Genomic DNA, 22,465 nt, shown 5'->3' with positions numbered 1-22,465 from the left:
GACCGGGTCGGCCCTGGACCGTCAGCCCTGGACCGGTGCGGCCTCCGTCGCCGGGGCGGGAGCCCGGGCGGGGATGACCGACAGTGCGGCCGCGCCGAGCAACGCCGTCGCGGCGAACACGTAGAACCCGCCGGGGTAGGCCAGGCCGAGCGTGACGAGCGTCCCGGTCACCGCCGGGCCGAGGATCGCGCCGAGCCGGCCGATGCCCGCGGCGAAGCCGAGCGCGGTGCCGCGGATCTCCGGCGGGTAGAGCTGGGTGATGAACGCGTAGACCAGCACCTGCGCCGAGAACACGAACACGCCCGTGACGAACACCGCCGCGTAGAGCATCGTCACGTCGTCCATCCGCACGCTGAGGACCGCCAGCAGCGCGGCAGCGATCGCGAACCAGGTCACCGCCACCCGCTTGGTGCCGGCCTTGTCCGCCACGATGCCCGCCACGACCAGGCCGGTGACCGCGCCCGCGTTCAGCGTGAGCAGCAGCCCGAGCGAGTCGGTGGAGCCGTAGCCGGCGTCGCGCATGAGCTGCGGCAGCCAGGTGTTGAGCCCGTAGACCAGCAGCAGTCCCATGAACGACGCCACCCAGACGCCGATGCTGATCGTGACGTAGCGCCGCTCGACCAGCCGGCGGACCGTCGGCCGCGGGGCGGCCGTGCGCTCCCTGCGGGCCTCGGGCAGGGCGAGCCGGATCAGCGGGACCGTGATCAGCCCGGCGACGCCGCCGATCACGAACAGCACGCGCCACTCCGGGATGACGGCGATGGCGAGGAGCGCGGTGAGGACGGCGCCGGCATGGTAGCCGGTCATCGTGAGGGTCGTCGCCTTGCCCGCCCGCTCGCTCGGCATCAGATCGGTGACGTAGGCGATGGCCACCGGAAGGCACGCGCCCAGCGCCAGGCCGGCGAGCACCCGGAGCAGCCCGAACACGAACACGTTCGGCGCGATCACGATGGCGAGGGTGAGCAGCGAGAACACCGTCACGCAGAGCAGCAGGCACAGCCTCCTGCCGTAGCGGTCGGCCAGCGGGCCGACGGTGAGCGCGCCGACGCCGACGCCGACGAGCCCGGCCGTGGCGACCGCCGTGGCCGCGGCCGGGTCGAATCCGAGGTCCTTCGTGTGCAGCAGGGTGGGGATGACGGTGCCGAGCACCACCAGGTCGAAGCCGTCGAGCGCGACGATCACCCAGCACAGCAGCAGGGGCCAGAACCCGGCGCGGCCGGAGGGCGGGGAGGTGGTCGAAACCATGGGGATCTCCTCATCGAGATGGAATATGTCAGCGGAAACCCGTTGACATTAGCACATCGGTCGCGCGCACCGCGGGCGCCGGAGTCGTCACGCGGACCGACCCGCACTCCACGACCGGTACGCTGTAACGGTGAAAACCTTCGACGACCTCTTCGCCGAGCTCAGCGAGAAGGCCGAGACCCGCCCGGAGGGCTCCGGGACGGTTCGCGAGCTGGACGCGGGCGTGCACGCCATCGGAAAGAAGATCGTGGAGGAGGCCGCCGAGGTCTGGATGGCCGCCGAGTACGAGTCCGACGAGGCCACGGCCGAGGAGATCTCCCAGCTCCTCTACCACCTCCAGGTGCTGCTGCTCGCGAAAGGCCTGACTCCGGCCGACGTGTACCGACATCTGTGACGAACGACCCCCGCCTCCGTCACCCACGTCACGAAAGTCATATCACATGCTGAAGATCGCCGTCCCCAACAAGGGCTCCCTCTCCGAGACCGCGGCGCAGATGCTCCACGAGGCCGGCTACAACGGCCGCCGCGACCCCAAGGAGCTCATCGTCGCCGACCCGCGGAACGGGGTGGAGTTCTTCTACCTCCGGCCGCGCGACATCGCCACCTACGTCGGCTCCGGCGCGCTTGACGTCGGCATCACCGGCCGCGACCTCCTGATCGACTCGGGGTCGCCCGCCGCCGAGATCGCGGCGCTCGACTTCGCCGCCTCCACGTTCCGCTTCGCCGGTCCGGCCGGCACCTACACCGACCTCGCCGACCTCGACGGCAAGCGCGTCGCGACGAGCTACCCCGGCCTGGTCGGCGGCTTCCTCGCTGAGAACGGCGTGGACGCGGCGCTCATCAAGCTCGACGGCGCCGTGGAGTCCGCGGTGCGGCTCGGCGTCGCGGACGCCGTGGCCGACGTGGTCGAGACGGGCTCGACGCTCCGCAAGCAGGGCCTGGAGATCTTCGGCCCGGTCATCCTGGAGTCCGAGGCCGTGCTGGTCTCCTCGCCGTCGCCCGCCGCGGGCGTCGACACCCTGCTCCGCCGGCTGCAGGGCGTCATGGTCGCCCGCCAGTACGTGCTGATCGACTACAACCTCCCGGTCGCCCTCCTGGAGCAGGCCGTCGCGCTCACGCCCGGCGTGGAGTCGCCCACCGTGTCGCCGCTCGGCGAGCCCGACTGGGTGGCGGTGCGCGTGATGATCAAGCGCGACAGCACCAACCACGTCATGGACGACCTCTACGAACTCGGCGCCAGGGCCATCCTGGTCACCTCGATCCACGCGGCGCGGATCTGATGAGCGTCGCGGTCCGGGTCATCCCCTGTCTCGACGTGGCCGCCGGACGCGTCGTCAAGGGCGTCAACTTCCAGAACCTCCGCGATCAGGGCGACCCCGTCGAGCTGGCACGCCGGTACTTCGAGCAGGGCGCCGACGAGCTGACCTTCCTGGATGTCACGGCCACGGTCGACGACCGGGCGACCACCTACGACGTGGTGCGCGCGACGGCCGAGCAGGTCTTCATCCCGCTCACCGTCGGCGGCGGGGTGCGCAGCACCGAGGACGTCGCGAAGCTGCTGGGCAGCGGCGCGGACAAGGTCGGCGTCAACTCGGCCGCGATCGCGCGCCCGGAGCTGGTGGCGGAGATCGCCCGGCGCTTCGGCGCGCAGGTGCTCGTGCTCTCGCTCGACGTCAAGCGCTCGGCGGCGACGCCCTCCGGCTTCGTCGTGACGACGCACGGTGGCCGCACCGAGACCGGCATCGACGCGCTGGCCTGGGCGGCGCGCGCCATCGAGCTCGGCGCCGGCGAGCTCCTGGTCAACTCGATCGACGCCGACGGCACCAAGGAGGGCTTCGACCTGGAGCTCGTCCGCGAGATGCGCGCGATCAGCACCGTCCCGGTGATCGCGTCCGGCGGTGCGGGCTCCCTGGCGGACTTCGTGCCGGCGATCCGCGCCGGAGCCGACGCCGTGCTCGCCGCCAGCGTGTTCCACTCGGGCGAAATGACCATCGGGGACGTGAAACAGGAACTGCGTCACGCAGGCTTGGAGGTGCGCTCATGACCGGGCTGGACGACGTGATCGGACGGATCCGCTTCACCGACGCCGGGCTGGTGCCCGCCGTCATCCAGCAGTGGGACTCCCGTGAGGTGCTCATGATGGGCTGGATGGACGCGGAGGCCGTGCGCCGCACGCTCACCGAGGGCCGCGTGACGTTCTGGTCGCGCTCCCGGCAGGAGTACTGGCGCAAGGGCGACACCTCCGGGCACGTCCAGTACGTCAAGGGCGCCGCGCTCGACTGCGACGGCGACACCCTGCTCGTGACCGTCGACCAGGTCGGCGCGGCCTGCCACACCGGCACCCGCACCTGCTTCGACGCCGACGTGCTGGAGCCTGTCATCGGCGGGGCGGAGACCGACGAGCTGGTCAAGGAGATGGGGTCCGACCTGTGATCGCGACCGCGAACGGCACGACGGGGCGCGACGAGTTCGCCGCGCTGGCCGCCGAGCACCGCGTCGTGCCCGTGGTCCGCGAGCTCTTCGCGGACGGTGAGACGCCGGTCGGGATCTACCGCAAGCTCGCCGCCGGACGGCCGGGCACCTTCCTGCTGGAGTCCGCCGAGCAGGGCGGCATCTGGTCGCGCTTCTCCTTCGTGGGCGCGGCGTCGTTCGGCATGCTCACGCAGGACGGCGACGACGTGCGCTGGCTCGACTACGGCCTGTCCGCCGAGCGCGCCCTGGGTGCCGACGTGCCGGCCGGTCCGCTCGACGCCCTCGCGGCTCTGCACGAGCGCTGGTCGTCGCCGCGCATCCCCGGCCTTCCCCCGCTGACCGGCGGCCTGGTCGGCTTCATCGGCTGGGAGGCGGTGCGCCAGCTGGAGCGCCTGCCGCAGCGCCCGCCCGCGGACTACGACATCCCGGGTCAGGCGATGGCCTTCGCCGCCGACCTCGTGGTGATCGACCACCGCTCGGGCACTGTCAAGCTCATCGCCAACGCGCTGGCCGACGGTGAGCAGGACGCCGACGCGCTGTGGAGCGACGCGCAGCAGCGCCTCGACCGGATGCAGCGGCAGCTCGCGCAGCCGTCCGAGGCGTGGCTGGCCGAGGTCGACCTCGGCACGCCGGCGCACCCGGTGTCCCGCACCCGCGAGGAGGACTTCCTCGCGTCGGTCGTGACGGCCAAGGAGCGCATTGTCGCGGGCGACATCTTCCAAGTGGTCATCTCGCAGCGCTTCGAGCTGGAGTGCACCGCCTCCGCGCTCGACGTCTACCGCGTCCTGCGGGCGCTGAACCCCAGCCCGTACATGTACCTGCTGTCGCTGGAGCGGCCGGACGGCGAGCCCTACCAGATCGTCGGCTCCTCGCCGGAGGCGCTGGTCAAGGTGCAGGAGGGCCGCGCCTTCACGCACCCCATCGCCGGCTCGCGGCCGCGCGGCGCGACCCCGGAGGAGGACCTCGATCTGGAGGCCTCCCTCCTCGCCGACGACAAGGAGCGCGCCGAGCACCTGATGCTCGTCGACCTGGCCCGCAACGACCTCCTGAAGGTGTGCGCGGCCGGCAGCGTCGAGGTGACCGAGTTCATGCGCGTGGAGCGGTTCAGCCACATCATGCACATCGTCTCGTCGGTGGAGGGCGACCTGCTGCCGACCTCCGGCGCGATCGACGTCTTCCGGGCGACCTTCCCGGCCGGCACCCTCTCCGGGGCCCCGAAGCCGATGGCGCTGCGGATCATCGACGAGCTGGAGCCCGCGCAGCGCGGCGTGTACGGGGGAGTGATCGGCTACTTCGACTTCGCCGGCGACGCCGACCTCGCCATCGCGATCCGCACGGCCACCATCCTGGGCGGGGTCGCGCGCGTGCAGGCGGGCGGCGGCCTCGTCGCCGACTCGGTGCCGCGCCTGGAGTTCCAGGAGTCGCAGAACAAGGCCGCGGCGCCGCTGCGCGCGGTCGCGGTGGCCAACGGGATGAGACGGGTGCACGGTGCGGACTGAGAACCGCCGGATCAAGTACCTGACGCTCCTCGCCCTCCTGGTCGGGAGCGGCCTCGGCCTGCTGTCCGCGACGCAGACCTGGTTCACCATCCAGGTGCGGGACGTGGCGAACCACGCCGGAACGGTCACCGTCGCCGGCTCGGCCGCGGCGCCCGCGCTCACGGCGCTCTCGCTCGCGGGCCTCGCCCTGACCGCGGCGCTCGCCATCGCCGGCCCCGCGTTCCGGGTCGTGCTGGCGCTGCTCGGCGTCCTGCTGGGCGTCTCCCTCGTCTACTCGGCCCTCGCCGTGCTCGGCGACCCGCTGCAGGCCGCCAGTGCCGCGATCACGTCCGCGACGGGCGTCGCGGGGAGGCCTCGCTGCGCAAGCTGGTGCAGAGCACGTCCACGGAGTTCTGGCCGTGGCTCGCCGTCGTCGGCGGCGTGCTGGTCGCGCTGTCCGGCGTGCTGGCCCTCGTCTTCCTGCGCGCCTGGCCCGGCCCGTCGCGCAAGTACCAGGCCCGGTTCGCCGGTGCGGACGGCCGCTCGGCCGAGGAGACACTCGCCGAGCTGGACGGCGACGAGCCCGCCGGGGAGACCGCGGGCGAGGCGGAGGAGGGCGACGAGCGCGAGGCCCGCGCCGTCGCCGAATCCGACGCGCCGGAGGAGCCCACCTCCCTCGACCGGGACTCCGCGATCGACAGCTGGGACGAGCTGAGTCGCGGCGACGACCCCACCCGCTGAGCCACTAGACTGGTTCAGATCCACCAATCCGTGCGCGCCGTGGTGCAGCCTCCGGGCTGTGCCGGCTGAACAGCAGCCGAGACGCGCACCCGACGTGCAGGAGTCCCATGAGCACCGAGTCAGTCGAGCCAGGCCACGGTCATTCGCCGGCGGCGTGGACGGCCGTGATCATCATGCTTATCGCCTTCACCATCGGCGCCATCGCGTTCTTCTACGACGCGCCGATCGTGGTGTGGGCCTCTGCGGGCCTCGCGATCGTCGGACTGATCGTCGGCTGGGTCATGAAGCGCGCGGGCTACGGAGTGGGCGGCTCCAAGTACACCCCGAAGGGCCACTAGCCCATGCTCGCCGACCTCGTCGCCGGCGCGCTGGAGGATGCGGAGCGGCGACGCGCCGAGCGACCGCTCGCGGTCGTCGAGGCCGCCGCTGTCGCGCGGGAGCCCGCCATCGACGCGCTCGCGGCGCTCGCGCCCGCCGAGCGGGTCAAGATCATCGCCGAGGTCAAGCGCGCCAGCCCGTCGCGCGGCGACCTCGCCGCGATCCCCGACCCGGCCGCCCTCGCCGCCCTGTACGAGACCGGGGGAGCGAGCGCGATCAGCGTCCTCACCGAGGAGCGCCGCTTCAAGGGGTCGCTCGCCGACCTGGAGGCCGTCCGCGCCGCGGTGACCCTCCCGGTGCTCCGCAAGGAGTTCGTCGCCGAGCCCTACCAGGTGCTCGAGGCGCGCGCCGCCGGGGCCGACCTCGTGCTTCTCATCGTCGCCGCGCTCGATCAGCAGCGGCTCGTGGAGCTCCACGACCTCATCGCCGACCTCGGCATGACCGCGCTCGTGGAGGCGCACACCGAGGACGAGCTGAGCCGCGCGTTCGACACCGGCGCGAAGCTGGTGGGCGTCAACGCGCGCAACCTCTCGACGTTCGAGCTGGACCCCGACCTGTTCGGCCGCCTGGCCGACCGGTACCCGTCCGGCGTCATCCGCGTGGCGGAGTCGGCCGTGAAGTCGGCCGCCGATGTCGCGCACTACCGGGCGGCGGGCGCGGATGTCGTGCTCGTCGGCGAGGCGCTCGTCACGAGCGACCCGATCGCCACGCTCGGCCAGTTCCTTGGAGCCTGATGTCCCTTCGTTCTGAACACGGACCCTACTTCGGCGACTTCGGCGGACGCTTCGTGCCCGAGTCCCTCGTCGCCGCCCTCGACGAGCTCACCGTGGCGTGGGAGGCGGCGAAGGCCGACCCCGCGTTCCACGCCGAGCTGGACGAGCTGCACCGCAGCTACACCGGGCGGCCCAGCATCATCACCGAGGTGCCGCGCTTCGCCGCCCACGCAGGCGGCGCCCGCGTCATCCTCAAGCGCGAGGACCTCAACCACACCGGCTCGCACAAGATCAACAACGTGCTGGGCCAGGCCATCCTGACAAAGCGCATCGGCAAGACCCGCGTGATCGCCGAGACGGGGGCGGGCCAGCACGGCGTCGCGACCGCGACGGCCGCCGCCCTATTCGGCCTGAGCTGCACGATCTACATGGGCGAGGTCGACACCGAGCGGCAGGCCCTGAACGTGGCCCGCATGCGCCTGCTCGGCGCCGAGGTCATCGCGGTCACGACCGGCTCGCGCACGCTCAAGGACGCGATCAACGACGCGATGCGCGACTGGGTGACCAACGTCGAGGACACCAACTACATCTTCGGCACCGTCGCGGGCCCGCACCCGTTCCCCGAGATGGTGCGCGACCTCCAGAAGATCATCGGCGAGGAGGCCCGCGAGCAGGTCCTCGCGCTGACCGGCCGCCTGCCCGACGCCGTCGCGGCCTGCGTCGGCGGCGGCTCGAACGCGATGGGCATCTTCCACGCGTTCCTGGACGACGAGGACGTGCGCCTGGTCGGCTTCGAGGCCGGCGGCGAGGGCGCGGAGACCCCGCGCCACGCCGCGACCATCACCAAGGGCCGCCCCGGCGTCCTTCACGGCGCGCGCAGCATGCTGCTGCAGGACGAGGACGGCCAGACCATCGAGTCGCACTCGATCTCCGCCGGACTCGACTACCCCGGTGTCGGCCCGGAGCACTCGTGGCTCGCGTCGATCGGCCGTGCCGAGTACCGCCCGGTGACGGACGCGGACGCGATGGAGGCACTGCGCCTGCTCAGCCGCACCGAAGGCATCATCCCGGCCATCGAGTCGGCGCACGCCCTGGCGGGCGCGCTGGAGCTCGGCAAGCAGCTCGGCCCGGACGGCATCGTGCTCGTGAACCTGAGCGGGCGCGGCGACAAGGACATGGAGACCGCCGGACGCTACTTCGGCCTGATCGACGAAGGAGCCGTGCAGTCGTGAGCCGCGTGGCAGACACCATCGCCCGCCGCAACGCCGAGGCCGCGGGCGCCCTGATCGGCTACCTCCCGGCCGGCTTCCCCGACCTGCAGACCAGCGTCGACGCCGCCGTGGCCCTCGCCGAGAACGGCGTCGACGTCATCGAGCTCGGCCTGCCGTACTCCGACCCCGTCATGGACGGCGCGGTCATCCAGGCGGCGACGCAGCGAGCGCTGTCGAACGGCTTCCGGCTGCGCGACGGCTTCACAGCCGTGCGCGAGATCACGCAGCGCGTGGACGTGCCGGTGCTGGTGATGACCTACTGGAACCCGGTGCTGCAGTACGGCGTCGACCGGTTCGCGGACGACCTGGTCGCCGCGGGCGGCGCCGGGCTGATCACGCCCGACCTGATCCCCGACGAGGAGCGGCCTGGCTGGCCGCCTCCGAGCGCGCGGGGCTCGACCGCGTGTTCCTCGCGGCGCCCTCCTCGACGGATGCGCGCCTGCGCTCGACCGTCGAGCACAGCCGCGGCTTCGTCTACGCCGTCTCCACGATGGGCATCACCGGCGCGCGCACCGACGTCGACGCCGCGGCCCGCACGCTGGTCGGCCGCCTGCGCGACGCGGGCGCCACCAGCACGTGCGTCGGCCTCGGCATCTCCAGCGCGGCGCAGGTCGCCGAGGTCCTGGAGTACGCGGACGGCGCGATCGTGGGGTCCGCCCTCGTGAAGGCGCTGGCCGACGGGGGAGTCGCGGAGGCCGGACGGGTCGCCGCGGAGCTCGCGCGCGGCACGGTGCGCCAGGGCGCGACGGCCTGACCCGACCGCGTCGGGGGCATCCCCGGCCAACACGTAGACTGGAGGCCGTGCGCCACTCGGCGCCGGACTCCATCGGAAACGAAAGGTAGTCATCGCGTGGTCGCGACGATGAGCAGCTGGGTCGCCAGCATCCCGAGCCCTGGACCCGAGTGGCAGCAGATCCCGATCGACATCTTCGGCCTGCACTGGCGCATCCAGACCTACGCCATCATGATCCTGATCGGCATCGTGATCGCGGCCATGTGGACCTCCCGCCGCCTCACCAAGCGCGGCGCGGAGCCGGGCGTCATCCTCGACATCCTGCTCTGGGCGGTCGTGCTCGGCATCATCGGCGCCCGCATCTACCACGTCGTCACGCACCCCAGCGACTACTTCGCCGCGGGGCACAACACCTGGAACCCGTTCCAGCCGGGCAGCGTCTGGGCGATCTGGGAGGGCGGCAACGCCATCTTCGGTGCGCTCATCGGCGGCGCGATCGGCATCTGGATCGCGTGCCGGATCAGCGGCCTGCGGTTCTGGAGCGTCGCCGACGCCCTCGCCCCCGCGCTGCTGCTGGCCCAGGCGATCGGCCGCCTCGGCAACTACTTCAACCAGGAGCTGTTCGGCCTCCCGACCAACCTGCCCTGGGGTCTGCAGATCGACTCGGGCAATAAGGCCATCCCGGTCGGTCTGCCGGACAACACGCTGTTCCAGCCGCTGTTCCTCTACGAGATCATCTGGAACGTCATCGGCGTCATCGTCATCCTCTTCCTGGAGCGCAAGTTCCGGCTGCAGTGGGGCAAGACGCTCGCCGTCTACCTCATCTGGTACGGCGTGGGCCGCTCGTACCTGGAGTCGATCCGCATCGACCCGAGCGAGTTCACCTTCCTCGGCATCCCGAGCAACGTGTGGGCCGCCTTCGCCGCGGTCGTCCTCGGCGTCATCCTCTTCGTCGTCCAGTCGCGGCGCCACCCCGGACTCGAGCCGAGCGTGTACCACACGGGCCGTGAATGGGTTCGCCCCGATGCTGAGGTAGACTCTGACAACACGGACTCGGACGACGAGGACTTCGTCGATGGTGACGGAGAGCCCACCGCGTCCGCCGGAGCCAAGGCCACAAGCCCGTCGCGCGGATGATCTCCGCCGGCTCAGAGAACCAACCCACCCTGTAGAGGCTGATCCCATAAGCACTACCTGACCGCACCGACCCCCGGGCCGCACACAAGCCCGGCGCAGTTGCGGCGGAACCTCCCAGCATCGGGCCGAAGGCGTCCCCGCACTCCACTCCCCACATCCACGACACTGTGAGGACGGTCGAAATATGGCGGTCACGCCTCCCCACTCCCGGTTCAGCACGGTTCCCGGCAAGCAGGGTCTCTACGACCCCGCGGCCGAGAAGGACGCGTGCGGCCTCGCCATGGTCGCCACGCTGCGCGGCACCGCCGGTCACGACATCATCGACGCGGCGCTCGAAGCGCTGCGCCACCTGGAGCACCGCGGCGCTGTCGGCTCCGACGCCGGCACCGGCGACGGCGCGGGCATCATCACGCAGATCCCCGACGCGTTCCTGCGCGCGGTCTCCGGGCTGGAGCTGCCAGGGGCCGGTCGCTTCGCGGTGGGCAACGCATTCCTGCCGACCGAGGCCGGCGCCCGCGAAAGCGTGAAGGCGGCCGTCGAGGCGATCGCCGTGGAGCACGACCTCACCGTGCTGGGCTGGAGGCCGGTGCCGGTGCGCCCGGAGGAGCTCGGCACGCTGGCGCGCGACGCGATGCCCGTCATCGAGCAGCTCTTCGTCGCGAGCACCCGCACGGACGAGCGCGGCGAGCCGGTCGCCGGCATCGCGCTGGACCGGCTGACGTTCTTCCTGCGCAAGCGCGCCGAGCGCGAGCTCGACCTGTACTTCTCGTCGCTGTCCAGCCGCACCATGGTCTACAAGGGCATGGTCACGACGCTCCAGCTGGAGCCGTTCTACCCCGACCTCTCCGACCAGCGCTTCGCGTCCAAGCTCGCGCTGGTGCACTCGCGGTACTCCACGAACACATTCCCGTCCTGGCCGCTCGCGCAGCCGTTCCGGATGATCGCGCACAACGGCGAGATCAACACCGTCTCCGGCAACCGCAACTGGATGCGCGCCCGCCAGTCGCAGCTGGAGAGCGAGCTGCTCGGCGACCTGTCGCCCGTGCTGCCGATCGTGACGCCCGGCGCGTCGGACTCGGCGTCGTTCGACGAGGTCGTGGAGCTCATCTCGCTCACCGGCCGGTCGCTGCCGCACGCCGTCATGATGATGGTGCCCGAGGCCTGGGAGAACCAGACCGAGATCGACCCGGTTCGCCGCGACTTCTACGAGTACCACTCGATGCTCATGGAGCCGTGGGACGGCCCGGCCGCGATCGTCTTCACGGACGGCTCGCTCGTCGGCGCGACGCTCGACCGCAACGGGCTCCGCCCCGGCCGGTACGTCGTCACCAACGACGGCCTGGTGGTGCTGGCCTCCGAGATCGGTGTGCTCGACATTGAGCCGAGCCGCGTCGTGCGCAAGGGCCGCCTGCGCCCCGGCCGGATGTTCCTGGTGGACACCGTCGCCGGCCGTCTGATCGAGGACGACGAGATCAAGTCGGAGCTCGCCTCCGGAGCCCCGTACGGCGAGTGGCTGTCCGAGGGCCGGATCAACCTGAAGGACCTGCCGGAGCGCGAGCACATCGTGCACACCCCGGCCTCCGTCACCCGCCGCCAGCGCACCTTCGGCTACACCGAGGAGGAGGTGCGCGTCCTGCTCCGGCCGATGGCGACGACGGGCGCGGAGCCGCTCGGCGCGATGGGCTCGGACACCCCGGTCGCCGTGCTCTCGGAGCGCCCGCGGCTGCTGTTCGACTACTTCACGCAGCAGTTCGCGCAGGTCACCAACCCGCCGCTCGACTCCATCCGCGAGGAGGTCGTCACCTCCCTCGCGCTCGGTCTCGGCCCGGAGCGCAACCTGCTCAGCGCCGGCCCGGAGCACGCGCGCCAGGTCGTCCTCGACTTCCCGGTGATCGACAACGACGAGCTGGCCAAGATCCAGCACATCGACCCGCGGCCGGGCAGCCGGCTGACGACGACCCTGCGCGGCCTGTACCGCTCGGATGCCGGGCCGGACGCCATGCAGGCGCGCCTCGCCGAGATGTGCGACGAGGTGGACGAGGCCATCGAGGCCGGCGCCCAGTTCATCGTGCTGAGCGACCGCGACTCCACCAAGGACCTCGCGCCGATCCCGTCGCTGCTCATGCTCGCGGCCGTGCACCACCACCTGATCCGCGCCGAGAACCGCATGAAGTGCGGTCTGATCGTGGAGGCGGGCGACGTCCGCGAGGTGCACCACGTCGCGCTCCTGATCGGCTACGGCGCCTCGGCGATCAACCCGTACCTGGCGATGGAGACCTGCGAGGAGCTCGTCCGCAGCGGGATGATCACCAACGTCACGCCCGAGAAGGCCGTCAAGAACGTGATCAAGGCGCTCGGCAAGGGCGTGCTGAAGATCATGTCGAAGATGGGCATCTCCACCGTGTCGTCGTACGCGGGCGCCCAGGCGTTCGAGGCCGTCGGCCTCAGCCAGGAGTTCGTGGACCAGTACTTCACCGGCACCACGAGCAAGCTCGGCGGCGTCGGCATCGACGTCATCGCGGCGGAGAACCTGGCGCGGCACACCGCGGCCTACCCGCCGGAGGGCGCGATCCTTGCGCACGAGCGGCTGGAGACCGGCGGCGAGTACCAGTGGCGCCGCGACGGCTCGCCGCACCTCTTCAACCCGGAGACGGTGTTCCGCCTGCAGCACTCCACGCGCACGCGGCGGTACGACGTCTTCCGCGAGTACACCAAGCTCGTGGACGACCAGGCCGAGTCGCTGATGACGCTGCGCGGGATGTTCGCGCTGCGCACCGGCGAGCGCCCGGCTGTCCCGATCGACGAGGTCGAGCCTGTCGAGTCCATCGTCAAGCGCTTCTCCACCGGGGCGATGAGCTACGGCTCCATCTCCAAGGAGGCGCACGAGACCCTCGCCATCGCGATGAACCGCCTCGGCGCGAAGTCGAACACCGGCGAGGGCGGCGAGGACCTCGACCGCCTGCTCGACCCCGAGCGCCGCAGCGCGATCAAGCAGGTCGCCTCCGGGCGGTTCGGCGTCACGTCGATGTACCTGACGCACGCGGACGACATCCAGATCAAGCTCGCGCAGGGCGCCAAGCCCGGCGAGGGCGGCCAGCTGCCTCCGACCAAGGTCTATCCGTGGGTCGCGCGCACCCGGCACGCCACCGCGGGCGTCGGACTCATCTCGCCGCCGCCGCACCACGACATCTACTCGATCGAGGACCTCAAGCAGCTCATCTTCGACCTGAAGCGCGCGAACCCGCAGGCCCGCGTGCACGTGAAGCTGGTGAGCGAGTCCGGCATCGGCGCGGTCGCGGCCGGAACGGCGAAGGCGCTGGCCGACGTCATCCTGGTCTCCGGCCACGACGGCGGCACGGGCGCCTCCCCGGTCAACTCGCTCAAGCACGCGGGCACGCCGTGGGAGCTGGGCCTCGCCGAGACGCAGCAGACGCTGATGCTCAACGGCATGCGCGAGCGCGTCGTGGTGCAGGTGGACGGCCAGCTGAAGACCGGCCGCGACGTCATCGTCGGCGCGCTGCTCGGGGCCGAGGAGTTCGGCTTCGCGACCGCGCCGCTGGTGGTCTCCGGCTGCGTCATGATGCGCGTCTGCCACCTGGACACCTGCCCGGTCGGCGTCGCCACCCAGAACCCGGAGCTCCGCTCGAGGTTCTCGGGCAAGCCGGAGTTCGTCGTCAACTTCTTCGAGTTCATCGCCCAGGAGGTGCGCGAGTACCTCGCCGAGCTCGGCTTCCGCAGCCTGGACGAGGCGATCGGCCACGCCGAGCTGCTCGACGCCGACCGTGCGATCGAGCACTGGAAGGCGGCCGGCCTCGACCTCACGCCGATCCTGCGCGGGCCGGAGTTCCCGGAGTCCGCGCCGCGCAAGAACGGCCGCGCCCAGGACCACGAGCTGGACGAGCACTTCGACAACCAGCTCATCCAGGCCGCGCACGACGTGCTGGCCTCCGCTCACCCCGGCTCGGAGGGCGCGTCGCTCACGCTGTCGCTCCCGATCCGCAATACCGAGCGCGCCGTCGGCACCATGCTCGGCCACGAGGTGACGGCCCGCCACGGCGAGAACGGCCTCCCGACCGGCACGATCGACATCACGCTGACGGGCTCCGCCGGCCAGTCGCTCGGCGCGTTCCTCCCCGCAGGCATCACGCTGCGGCTGGAGGGCGACTCCAACGACTACGTCGGCAAGGGCCTCTCCGGCGGGCAGATCGTCGTGCGGCCGCCGCAGGGCAGCGTCTTCCCGGCCGAGCGCAACGTCATCGCGGGCAACGTGATCGGCTACGGCGCGACGCAGGGCAGCATGTTCATCCGCGGCATCGTGGGCGAGCGCTTCCTGGTCCGCAACTCGGGCGCCACGGCGGTCGTGGAGGGCGTGGGCGACCACGCGCTGGAGTACATGACGGGCGGCCTCGCGGTCATCCTGGGCGGCACCGGCCGGAACCTGGGCGCGGGCATGTCCGGCGGCACGGCGTACGTCTACGACCTGAAGCGCGAGCGCGTCAACCGCGACGCCCTGGCGACCGGCGAGCTGGAGCTGCTGCCGCTCGGCAGCGCGGACATCGAGATCGTGCGCGACCTGCTGGAGAAGCACCGCGCCGAGACCGGCTCGGCCCTGGCCGAGCGGATGCTCGCCGACTTCGACGCCACGGTGGCGAAGTTCGTCAAGGTGCTGCCGCGGGACTACGCGGCCGTGCTGCAGATGCGTCAGGAGGCCGTCGACGAAGGGCTCGACCCCGACGGCGACATTGTGTGGAATCGGATTCTGGAGGTGACCGGTGGCTGACCCGAAGGGTTTCTTGAAGACGACGGAGCGCGAGCTCCCCAAGCGGCGACCGGTCTCGGTCCGGCTCATGGACTGGAAAGAGGTCTACGAGGCCGGCGACCCGGCGCAGCTCCGCCGCCAGGCCGGGCGCTGCATGGACTGCGGCATCCCGTTCTGCCACCAGGGCTGCCCGCTCGGCAACCTGATCCCGGAGTGGAACGACCTGATGTGGCGCGGGGAGGGCCGCCAGGCCATCGAGCGCCTGCACGCGACCAACAACTTCCCGGAGTTCACCGGGCGGCTCTGCCCGGCCCCGTGCGAGTCGTCGTGCGTGCTCGGCATCAACCAGCCCGCCGTCACCATCAAGCAGGTCGAGGTGTCGATCATCGACCAGGCCTGGCAGAACGGCTGGGTGCAGCCGCACCCGCCGGAGCGCCTCACCGGCAAGACCGTCGCGGTCGTCGGCTCCGGCCCCGCCGGACTCGCCGCGGCCCAGCAGCTCACCCGCGCCGGCCACACGGTCGCCGTGTACGAGCGCGACGACCGCATCGGCGGCCTTCTGCGCTACGGCATCCCGGACTTCAAGATGGAGAAGAAGCACCTGGAGGCGCGACTGAACCAGATGATGGCCGAGGGCACCCGCTTCCGCGCCGGCGTGAACATCGGCGTCGACATCGCCTGGGACGACCTGCGGGCGCGCTACGACGCGGTCGTGGTCGCCACCGGCGCGATGGTGCCGCGCGACCTCCCGATCCCGGGCCGCGACCTCGCGGGCGTGCACTACGCGATGGAGTACCTCGTCCAGCAGAACAAGGCGGGAGCGGGCGACCAGGTCTCCGGCCAGATCACGGCGGACGGCAAGCACGTCATCGTGCTCGGCGGCGGCGACACGGGCGCCGACTGCATCGGCACCGCGCACCGCCAGGGCGCGGCGAGTGTGACCAACCTCGCGATCGGCAAGCAGCCGCCGTCGGAGCGCCCCGCGCACCAGCCGTGGCCGATGACGCCGACGCTGTTCGAGGTGCAGAGCGCGCACGAGGAGGGCGGCGCACGCGAGTACCTCGCGTCCACCGTCGAGTTCCTCGGGAACGAGTTCGGCGAGGTGAGGGCCCTCCGCGTCGCGGAGACCGAGTACCTCGACGGCCGCCGCGTGCCGAAGGCGGGCACGGAGCGCGAGATCCCCGCGGACCTCGTCCTGCTCGCGCTCGGATTCACCGGTCCGGAGCAGGAGGACCTGGGCGCCCAGCTCGGCCTCCCGTTCGACGACCGGGGTAACGTGGCCCGCGACGGCGACTACCAGACCAGCGAGGCCGGCGTGTTCGTCGCCGGCGACGCGGGTCGCGGGCAGTCGCTCATCGTCTGGGCCATCGCAGAGGGCCGGGCAGCGGCAGCCGCCGTCGACCGGTATCTTGAAGGGGAGACGGAATTGCCGTCGCCGGTCCGCCCCACGGATCGCGGCATCCTCGTCTGATCCCCTCCACCACGAGACGCGCCGTCAGGGGTGCGAGAATCACGGAGCATTGAGAAACCCATGAGAAGGGCGAAAATCGTCGCGACCCTCGGTCCGGCGACCTCCAGCTACGACAACATCCGCGCGATCATCGACGCGGGCGTTGACGTCGCTCGGATGAATCTGAGCCACGGCAGCTACGACGTGCACGAAGGGGTCTACGCCAACGTGCGCAAGGCCGCCGACGACGCGGGGAAGCCGGTCGCGGTCCTGGTCGACCTCCAGGGTCCCAAGATCCGTCTCGGCAAGTTCGAGGCGGGTCCCTACGATCTCGCCGAGGGCGACATCTTCAAGATCACCACCGATGACATCATCGGCACCAAGGAGATCTCCTCCACGACGTTCAAGGGCCTGCCCAACGACGTCAAGCCGGGCGACTTCCTGCTGATCGACGACGGCAAGGTGCGCGTGCGCGTCGTCGAGGTCGAGGGCAACGTCGTGACCACCGAGGTCATCGTCGCCGGCCCGGTGTCCAACAACAAGGGCATCAACCTCCCCGGCGTCGCGGTCAACGTGCCCGCGCTGTCCGAGAAGGACGAGGCGGACCTCCGCTGGGGCCTCAAGCTCGGCGCGGACATCATCGCGCTGTCGTTCGTGCGCAACGCCGCCGACATCGAGCGCGTGCACGAGATCATGGCGGAGGAGGGTCGCAAGGTCCCGGTCGTCGCGAAGATCGAGAAGCCGCAGGCCGTCGAGGCGCTGGAGGAGATCATCGAGGCGTTCGACGCCATCATGGTCGCCCGCGGCGACCTCGGTGTGGAGCTGCCGCTGGAGGCCGTCCCGATCGTGCAGAAGCGCGCGGTCGAGCTGGCCCGCCGTGCGGCGAAGCCGGTCATCGTCGCCACCCAGATGCTCGAGTCGATGATCTCCAGCCCGGTCCCGACCCGCGCGGAGACCTCCGACGTCGCCAACGCCGTCCTCGACGGCGCCGACGCGGTGATGCTCTCCGGCGAGACGAGCGTCGGCGAGTACCCGGCGATCACCGTCGCCACGATGGCGCGCATCGTCACCTCGACCGAGGAGCACGGCCTCGACCGCATCCTCCCGCTCGGCACCCGCCCTCGCACCCAGTCGGGCGCGATCACGCTGGCCGCCGTGGAGGTCGCCGACTTCGTGGAGGCCAAGTACCTCTGCGTGTTCACCGAGTCGGGCGAGTCGGCCCGCCGGATGGCCCGCCTGCGGAACAAGATCCCGATCCTGGCGTTCACGCCGGAGGAGTCGGTGCGCCGCCGGATGTCCCTGTTCTGGGGCGTCGAGTCGTTCGTCGTGGACCGCGTCACCCACACCGACCAGATGGTCGCCCAGGTGGACGAGGCCCTGAAGTCGGGCGGCCTCGCCGGCAACGGCGACAAGGTGATCATCATCTCCGGCTCCCCTCCCGGGATCCCCGGAACCACCAACGACATCCGCGTCCACAAGGTCGGCGACGTCCTCTAAGGGCGGATGAGGAGGCCCCGCTTCGGCGGGGCCTTCTGCGTGTCATCACGCGTGTCATACCAGGGGATGATTTCCGCTTCTCCCATGGAATCCGGAGGGTCGGCGGAGGGGTCGCGAGCGTATCCTCGGCACTATGAAGCACCGCCTGATCCGCTGGCTCCCGGCCATCGTCGTCCCCGCGGCCATCGCCGCCGGCGCGATCGCCATCCCGCTCGCCGCCGGGGCCGCGGACCTGCCCGTGAAGTCACCGGAGGACGTCCTCCGGCTGGTCGCGTCGAGCGACACCAAGGCGTTCTCCGGCACGGTCGAGCAGACCTCGGACCTGGGGCTGCCCAGCATCCCGAAGATGGGCGGCGGGTCCTCCAGCACGGACAGCTCCATCGCGAGCACGCTCTCGCTGCTGATGGGCGACCACACCGCCAAGGTCTACGTCGACGGACCGACCAAGGCGCGGGTGCAGCTCCTCGACCAGCTCGCCGAGCGCGACGCCATCCGCAACGGCTCGGACGTCTGGCTGTACCAGTCGAGCGACAAGTCGGTCACCCACGCGACCATCCCGGCGCACGCGAAGAGCGGAGCGACGGAGACGCCGACACCTGACGCCACAGCGACCACGCCGCAGGCGCTGGCCGAGAAGTTCCTCGCCGCGGTCGACCCGTCCACGAAGGTCACCCTCGGCGCGAACACGAAGGTGGCGAACCGCGACGCCTACGACCTGGTGCTGACGCCGCGCACCGATGCCACCCTGGTCGGATCGGTGTCCATCGCGGTGGACGGCCAGACCGGCCTCCCGCTGCAGGTCCAGGTGACCGCGCGCGGCGCGTCCTCGCCGGCGTTCCAGGCCGGGTTCAGCGACTTCACACCGGGCGCCCCCGACGCGAGCGTCTTCTCGTTCACCCCGCCGAAGGGCGCGACGGTCACCGAGCAGACCCCGAAGACGGGTGAGCACGCCACCGGGACCAACCGGCCGAAGCCGACGGTCGCGGGCACCGGCTGGGCGACGATCGTCAGCCTCCCGGCCGGCACGGTTCCTGCACAGGCGCTGGCCGACCCGCTGGTCGCCCAGCTCACTCAGTCCGTCGGGGGAGGCCGCGCGCTGTCGACCTCGCTGATGTCGGTGCTGGTGACGGCGGACGGGCGGCTGCTCGCGGGCGCCGTCCCGGTCTCCGCGCTCCAGGCCGCCGCTCAGTGAGCGACGACCGGTGAGCGACGCCGCCGCCATCGCGACGACCGGGCTGACCAAGCGCTTCCGCGGGCGCGCCGTGGTGGACGGGCTCAGCCTGTCGGTGCCGCGCGGGTCGGTCTTCGGCTTCCTCGGGCCGAACGGCTCGGGCAAGACCACGACCATCCGGATGCTGCTGGGGCTGATCTCCCCGTCCGCCGGATCCATCGATCTGCTCGGGGAGGCCATGCCCGACCGCGGCGCGACCGTGCTGCCGCGCGTCGGCGCGCTCGTGGAGGGCCCGTCGTTCGCGCCCTACCTGTCCGGGACCGCCAACCTCGTCCGGCGCGATACCGCCGACCGGTACGCGCCGGGCGCGACCCGCTCGCAGCGCGTCGCCGCCGCGCTCGACCGCGTCGGGCTCACGCACGCCGCGGGCAAGCACGTGCGGGCCTACTCGCTCGGCATGAAGCAGCGCCTCGGCATCGCGGGCGCCCTGCTCACCGACCGCGACCTCCTGGTGCTGGACGAGCCGACCAACGGCCTGGACCCGCAGGGCACGCGCGAGGTGCGAAACCTCGTCCGCTCGCTCGCCGACGAGGGCACGACGGTGTTCGTCTCCAGCCACCTGCTGGCGGAGATCGAGCAGATCTGCACGCACGCGGCGATCATGCACACCGGCCGGCTGGTCGCGCAGGGCTCGCTGGACGAGCTGCGCAGCGCCTCCGGCCCGCGGGTGAGCGTGACGACGCCGGATCGCGCCGCGGCGGCCGAGGTACTGGCCCGCTTCGGGCTCGCCCCGGAGACCGGCGGCGACGGTGTGGAAGCGGCGCTCACCGAGGGCTCGCCCGCCGTGGAGGACCTCGCCGCGAGCCTGGTCGGCGCCGGCGTGCGGCTCCGCGGCCTCGTAGTCCGGTCGTCCAGCCTGGAGGAGCGCTTCGTGGAGCTGACGGGGAGGGCTTCGATGTCGAGCAGTGAGGCGGTCCCGGTCGGGGAGGTCGAGACGACCACGGCCGCACCCGCCTCGGCGTCCGTCGGCGCGCGCCGTGCCCGGCCCTCCGCGGGCTGGGCGCTGCTGGGCTCCGAGCTGTCGGTGATGTTCCGGCGCTGGCGCACCTGGGCGATGCTCGGCGCGCTGGCGGCCGTCCCCATCCTCATCGCGGTCGCCGTGCGGCTGCGGGGAGGGGCAGGGGACCGGCCTTCCTCGAGCAGATCACCAGCAACGGCCTCTTCGTCGCGTTCACCGCGCTGGTGGTGTGCGTCCCGCTGTTCCTGCCGCTCACCATCGGCGTCGTCGCCGGCGACACGATCGCGGGGGAGGCGAGCCACGGCACGCTGCGCTACCTCGTGATCGCCCCGGCCGGCCGCCTGCGGCTGCTCGCGGTGAAGTTCGCCGGCTGCGCCGTGTTCTGCGTCGCCGCGGCGCTGGTCGTCGCGCTGGCGGGAGCGCTGATCGGCGCGCTGCTGTTCCCGATCGGCCCCGTGACGCTGCTGTCGGGGACGGTCGTGAGCCTCGGCGACGCGGCGGTGCGGATGCTGCTGATCGGGCTCTACATCGTGGTGTCGCTGCTCGGGATGTGCGCGATCGGGCTGTTCCTGTCCACGCTGACCGACGTCCCGGTCGGGGCGATGGCGGCGACCGCGGTGCTGGCGGTGGTGTCGCAGGTGCTGGACCAGCTCCCGCAACTCGACGCCATCCACCCGTGGCTGTTCAGCCACTACTGGCTCGGCTTCGCCGACTTCCTGCGCGCGCCGCTCGTCTGGGACTCCTTCGTGTCCAACCTCTGGCTGCAGGCCGGCTACGTCGCCGTCTTCGGCGCCCTCGCGGTCGGCCGGTTCCTGACCAAGGACGTCCTGTCCTGACGATCTACCTGACAGGACACGCCGCATGACGCGCCCGCGACACGGCGTGTCCTGTCAGGTGGATCGCGTCAGGGGATCGTCTCGGCGGTCGACTCCAGGTCGGAGCGCGGGTGGTCGCGCTGGGTCGCGATCGTGATGCCGGCGGCGAGGCACACGATGACGATGCCGATGAGCTGCACGAACGCGAAGTGCTCGCCCAGCACGATGACCCCGAAGATCGTCGCGATCACCGGCCCGAACGCGGTGATGATCGCATAGAGCCGCGGGGTGATCCGCCGGAGGATGAACGTGTCCAGGCTGTAGGGAACGGCCGAGGACAGGATGCCGGCGGTGAGCAGGAGGCCGGCGACGCGCCAGTCGATGCGGCTGTAGTCGACCACGATCAGCGCGAGCGGCACGGTGAGCACCGTCGCGACCACGCTGGCCACGCTGAGGCCCTCCAGCCCGGGCAGCCGGGTGGCGACCCTCCTGGTCAGCAGGATGTACGCCGCCCAGGAGGCCGCGGCCGTCAGCGCGAGCAGGACGCCGATCGGGTCGACGGCGCCCTCCGTCGCGGTCAGCAGCAGCACGCCTCCCGCCGCCGCGACCGCGCAGCCCGCGTCCAGGAGCCGGCGGGAGCCTGCCAGCGCGAGCGCGAACGGGCCGAGGAACTCGATCGTCGCCGCGATCCCGAGCCCGAGCCGACCGACCGCCTCGTAGAAGCTGAGGTTCATCGCGGTCAGCACCACGCCGAGCGCGAGCGCCGGCCAGAGCCGGGTCCAGGTCAGCTCGGCACGCTCCGGCCGGTAGAAGGGGAGCACGCAGATCGCCGTGACAAGCTGACGCACGGCCACCACGACGAGCGAGCCGACGATCGGGATCAGCAGCCCCGCGACCGAGGACCCGAAGTTGATGCTGACCTCGGTGGCGACCTGGGTGCCTGCTCCGACGACGACCCGGTTGCGCTGCGAACTCACCCGACCGAGCCTAGTTCCAATCCCGGCCCGGCGAAGCGTGACCACCTGCGGAAAATCGACGCGGAATACCCGCGTCTACTCACCTCTCGACGGCGAGGGTCCGGCGCATGATGGCTCGGGTGGCGCTGGGGCGGCGGATGAGGGTGAAGCCGCCGTCGCGGAACAGCGACACGGTGCCGTGGTAGCGCTCGGCGGCGGTGAGGGAGGGCCGCACCTCCGGGTCGACCGGGTAGCCCTCCACGACCGTGGCGCCGCGTTCGCGGGCGTGTTCGAGCGCGCCGGCGAGCAGCGCGCGGGCGACGCCGCGCTTGCGGTATTCGAGCCGCACGACGAAGCAGGTGACCGCCCAGACGTCCTCCGGGTCGCCCTCCTGGCGTCGCGTGATCGGCGACCGGCCGAGCGCGGGGTACGCGGAGAACGGCTCGACCGCCGCCCAGCCGACCGGCACGCCGTCGATGCGGGCGATGACGCCGGGGAGCCGGCCTCCACCTGAGCGTGCAGCAGGTCCCGGGTCTCCTCGCGCGTCGCGGCGTCCCAGTCGGCCCGGCTCAGCTTGAACCACTGGCACCAGCAGCCCGCCGGGTCGCCCTTGGTGCCGAACACCGTCTGC

Annotated in this window: 17 protein-coding genes and 4 pseudogenes; 18 read left to right on the top strand and 3 right to left on the bottom strand. The window is 71.6% G+C overall.

Translation table 11 applies throughout. From position 1 onward, the window contains the following. Window positions 1-21: 21 nt before the first annotated feature. Entirely contained in the window at window positions 22-1,245 is a 1,224-nt protein-coding gene (locus tag ACQ86L_RS03450; protein WP_434317700.1) for an MFS transporter, read from the bottom strand. A gap of 130 nt (window positions 1,246-1,375) precedes the next feature. Between ACQ86L_RS03450 and ACQ86L_RS03445 the strand changes: the two genes are divergently transcribed. The 18 genes and pseudogenes from ACQ86L_RS03445 to ACQ86L_RS03360 all read left to right on the top strand — a co-directional run bounded on the left by ACQ86L_RS03445 (window position 1,376) and on the right by ACQ86L_RS03360 (window position 20,899). After that, window positions 1,376-1,639, top strand: a complete 264-nt coding sequence (locus ACQ86L_RS03445) for a phosphoribosyl-ATP diphosphatase (RefSeq protein ID WP_179605777.1) — start codon at window positions 1,376-1,378, stop codon at window positions 1,637-1,639. A gap of 46 nt (window positions 1,640-1,685) precedes the next feature. Beyond that, window positions 1,686-2,525: an ATP phosphoribosyltransferase gene (gene hisG / locus ACQ86L_RS03440; RefSeq protein ID WP_434317699.1), complete on the top strand. Its 840-nt coding sequence runs from the start codon at window positions 1,686-1,688 to the stop codon at window positions 2,523-2,525. After that, window positions 2,525-3,289: an imidazole glycerol phosphate synthase subunit HisF gene (hisF, locus tag ACQ86L_RS03435; protein ID WP_434317698.1), complete on the top strand. Its 765-nt coding sequence runs from the start codon at window positions 2,525-2,527 to the stop codon at window positions 3,287-3,289. Before hisG ends, hisF begins: the two co-directional genes overlap by 1 nt. Continuing rightward, window positions 3,286-3,678, top strand: coding sequence for a phosphoribosyl-AMP cyclohydrolase (hisI, locus tag ACQ86L_RS03430; protein ID WP_434317697.1), 393 nt, complete (start codon window positions 3,286-3,288; stop codon window positions 3,676-3,678). The genes hisF and hisI overlap by 4 nt, the downstream gene beginning before the upstream one ends. Further along, the gene (locus ACQ86L_RS03425; protein ID WP_434317696.1) at window positions 3,675-5,216 is read left to right on the top strand and encodes an anthranilate synthase component I; all 1,542 of its coding nucleotides are present in this window, start codon (window positions 3,675-3,677) and stop codon (window positions 5,214-5,216) included. The genes hisI and ACQ86L_RS03425 overlap by 4 nt, the downstream gene beginning before the upstream one ends. Next, a pseudogene (locus ACQ86L_RS03420) lies at window positions 5,206-5,511 on the top strand (Trp biosynthesis-associated membrane protein); the annotation flags it as partial. The gene ACQ86L_RS03425 and the pseudogene ACQ86L_RS03420, both read left to right, overlap by 11 nt. Window positions 5,512-5,585: 74 nt before the next feature. After that, window positions 5,586-5,936 carry a Trp biosynthesis-associated membrane protein gene (locus tag ACQ86L_RS03415; RefSeq protein WP_434317695.1) on the top strand — a complete coding sequence of 117 codons (351 nt, stop codon included), beginning with the start codon at window positions 5,586-5,588 and terminating at the stop codon, window positions 5,934-5,936. Between the two features lie 107 nt (window positions 5,937-6,043). Then, window positions 6,044-6,274, top strand: coding sequence for a DUF6704 family protein (locus ACQ86L_RS03410; protein ID WP_434317694.1), 231 nt, complete (start codon window positions 6,044-6,046; stop codon window positions 6,272-6,274). 3 nt (window positions 6,275-6,277) lie between these two features. After that, entirely contained in the window at window positions 6,278-7,048 is a 771-nt protein-coding gene (gene trpC / locus ACQ86L_RS03405) for an indole-3-glycerol phosphate synthase TrpC (RefSeq protein ID WP_434317693.1), read from the top strand. Beyond that, window positions 7,048-8,259, top strand: coding sequence for a tryptophan synthase subunit beta (trpB, locus tag ACQ86L_RS03400; RefSeq protein WP_434317692.1), 1,212 nt, complete (start codon window positions 7,048-7,050; stop codon window positions 8,257-8,259). The genes trpC and trpB overlap by 1 nt, the downstream gene beginning before the upstream one ends. Further along, window positions 8,256-9,052 (top strand): annotated as a pseudogene (trpA, locus tag ACQ86L_RS03395) (tryptophan synthase subunit alpha). The gene trpB and the pseudogene trpA overlap by 4 nt, the downstream one beginning before the upstream one ends. A 108-nt stretch (window positions 9,053-9,160) precedes the next feature. Further along, window positions 9,161-10,168 (top strand): prolipoprotein diacylglyceryl transferase, encoded by a 1,008-nt coding sequence (gene lgt, locus ACQ86L_RS03390; protein ID WP_434317691.1) that lies wholly within the window; start codon window positions 9,161-9,163, stop codon window positions 10,166-10,168. Between the two features lie 184 nt (window positions 10,169-10,352). Further along, entirely contained in the window at window positions 10,353-14,948 is a 4,596-nt protein-coding gene (gltB, locus tag ACQ86L_RS03385) for a glutamate synthase large subunit (RefSeq protein WP_434317690.1), read from the top strand. Continuing rightward, window positions 14,941-16,398, top strand: coding sequence for a glutamate synthase subunit beta (locus ACQ86L_RS03380; protein WP_434317689.1), 1,458 nt, complete (start codon window positions 14,941-14,943; stop codon window positions 16,396-16,398). Before gltB ends, ACQ86L_RS03380 begins: the two co-directional genes overlap by 8 nt. A gap of 60 nt (window positions 16,399-16,458) precedes the next feature. Continuing rightward, entirely contained in the window at window positions 16,459-17,874 is a 1,416-nt protein-coding gene (pyk, locus tag ACQ86L_RS03375; RefSeq protein ID WP_345834881.1) for a pyruvate kinase, read from the top strand. Window positions 17,875-18,007: 133 nt separating this feature from the next. Further along, window positions 18,008-19,066: a LolA family protein gene (locus ACQ86L_RS03370; RefSeq protein ID WP_434317688.1), complete on the top strand. Its 1,059-nt coding sequence runs from the start codon at window positions 18,008-18,010 to the stop codon at window positions 19,064-19,066. A 10-nt stretch (window positions 19,067-19,076) separates the two neighbouring features. Then, window positions 19,077-20,014, top strand: a pseudogene (locus tag ACQ86L_RS03365) (ABC transporter ATP-binding protein). Further along, a pseudogene (locus ACQ86L_RS03360) lies at window positions 20,001-20,899 on the top strand (ABC transporter permease). Before ACQ86L_RS03365 ends, ACQ86L_RS03360 begins: the two co-directional pseudogenes overlap by 14 nt. A gap of 68 nt (window positions 20,900-20,967) precedes the next feature. Here the strand turns inward: ACQ86L_RS03360 and ACQ86L_RS03355 are convergent. Next, window positions 20,968-21,855, bottom strand: a complete 888-nt coding sequence (locus ACQ86L_RS03355) for an EamA family transporter (protein ID WP_434317687.1) — start codon at window positions 21,853-21,855, stop codon at window positions 20,968-20,970. Between the two features lie 79 nt (window positions 21,856-21,934). Beyond that, on the bottom strand, window positions 21,935-22,303 hold the full coding sequence (locus tag ACQ86L_RS03350; RefSeq protein ID WP_434317686.1) for a GNAT family N-acetyltransferase: 369 nt from the start codon (window positions 22,301-22,303) through the stop codon (window positions 21,935-21,937). Between the last annotated feature and the right edge of the window lie 162 nt (window positions 22,304-22,465).

The organism is Leifsonia sp. P73 (assembly GCF_051059105.1).
GTDB lineage: Bacteria > Actinomycetota > Actinomycetes > Actinomycetales > Microbacteriaceae > Leifsonia.
The sequence above is the reverse complement of the archived record's forward strand: the minus strand, read 5'-3'. Positions and strand labels throughout refer to the sequence as shown.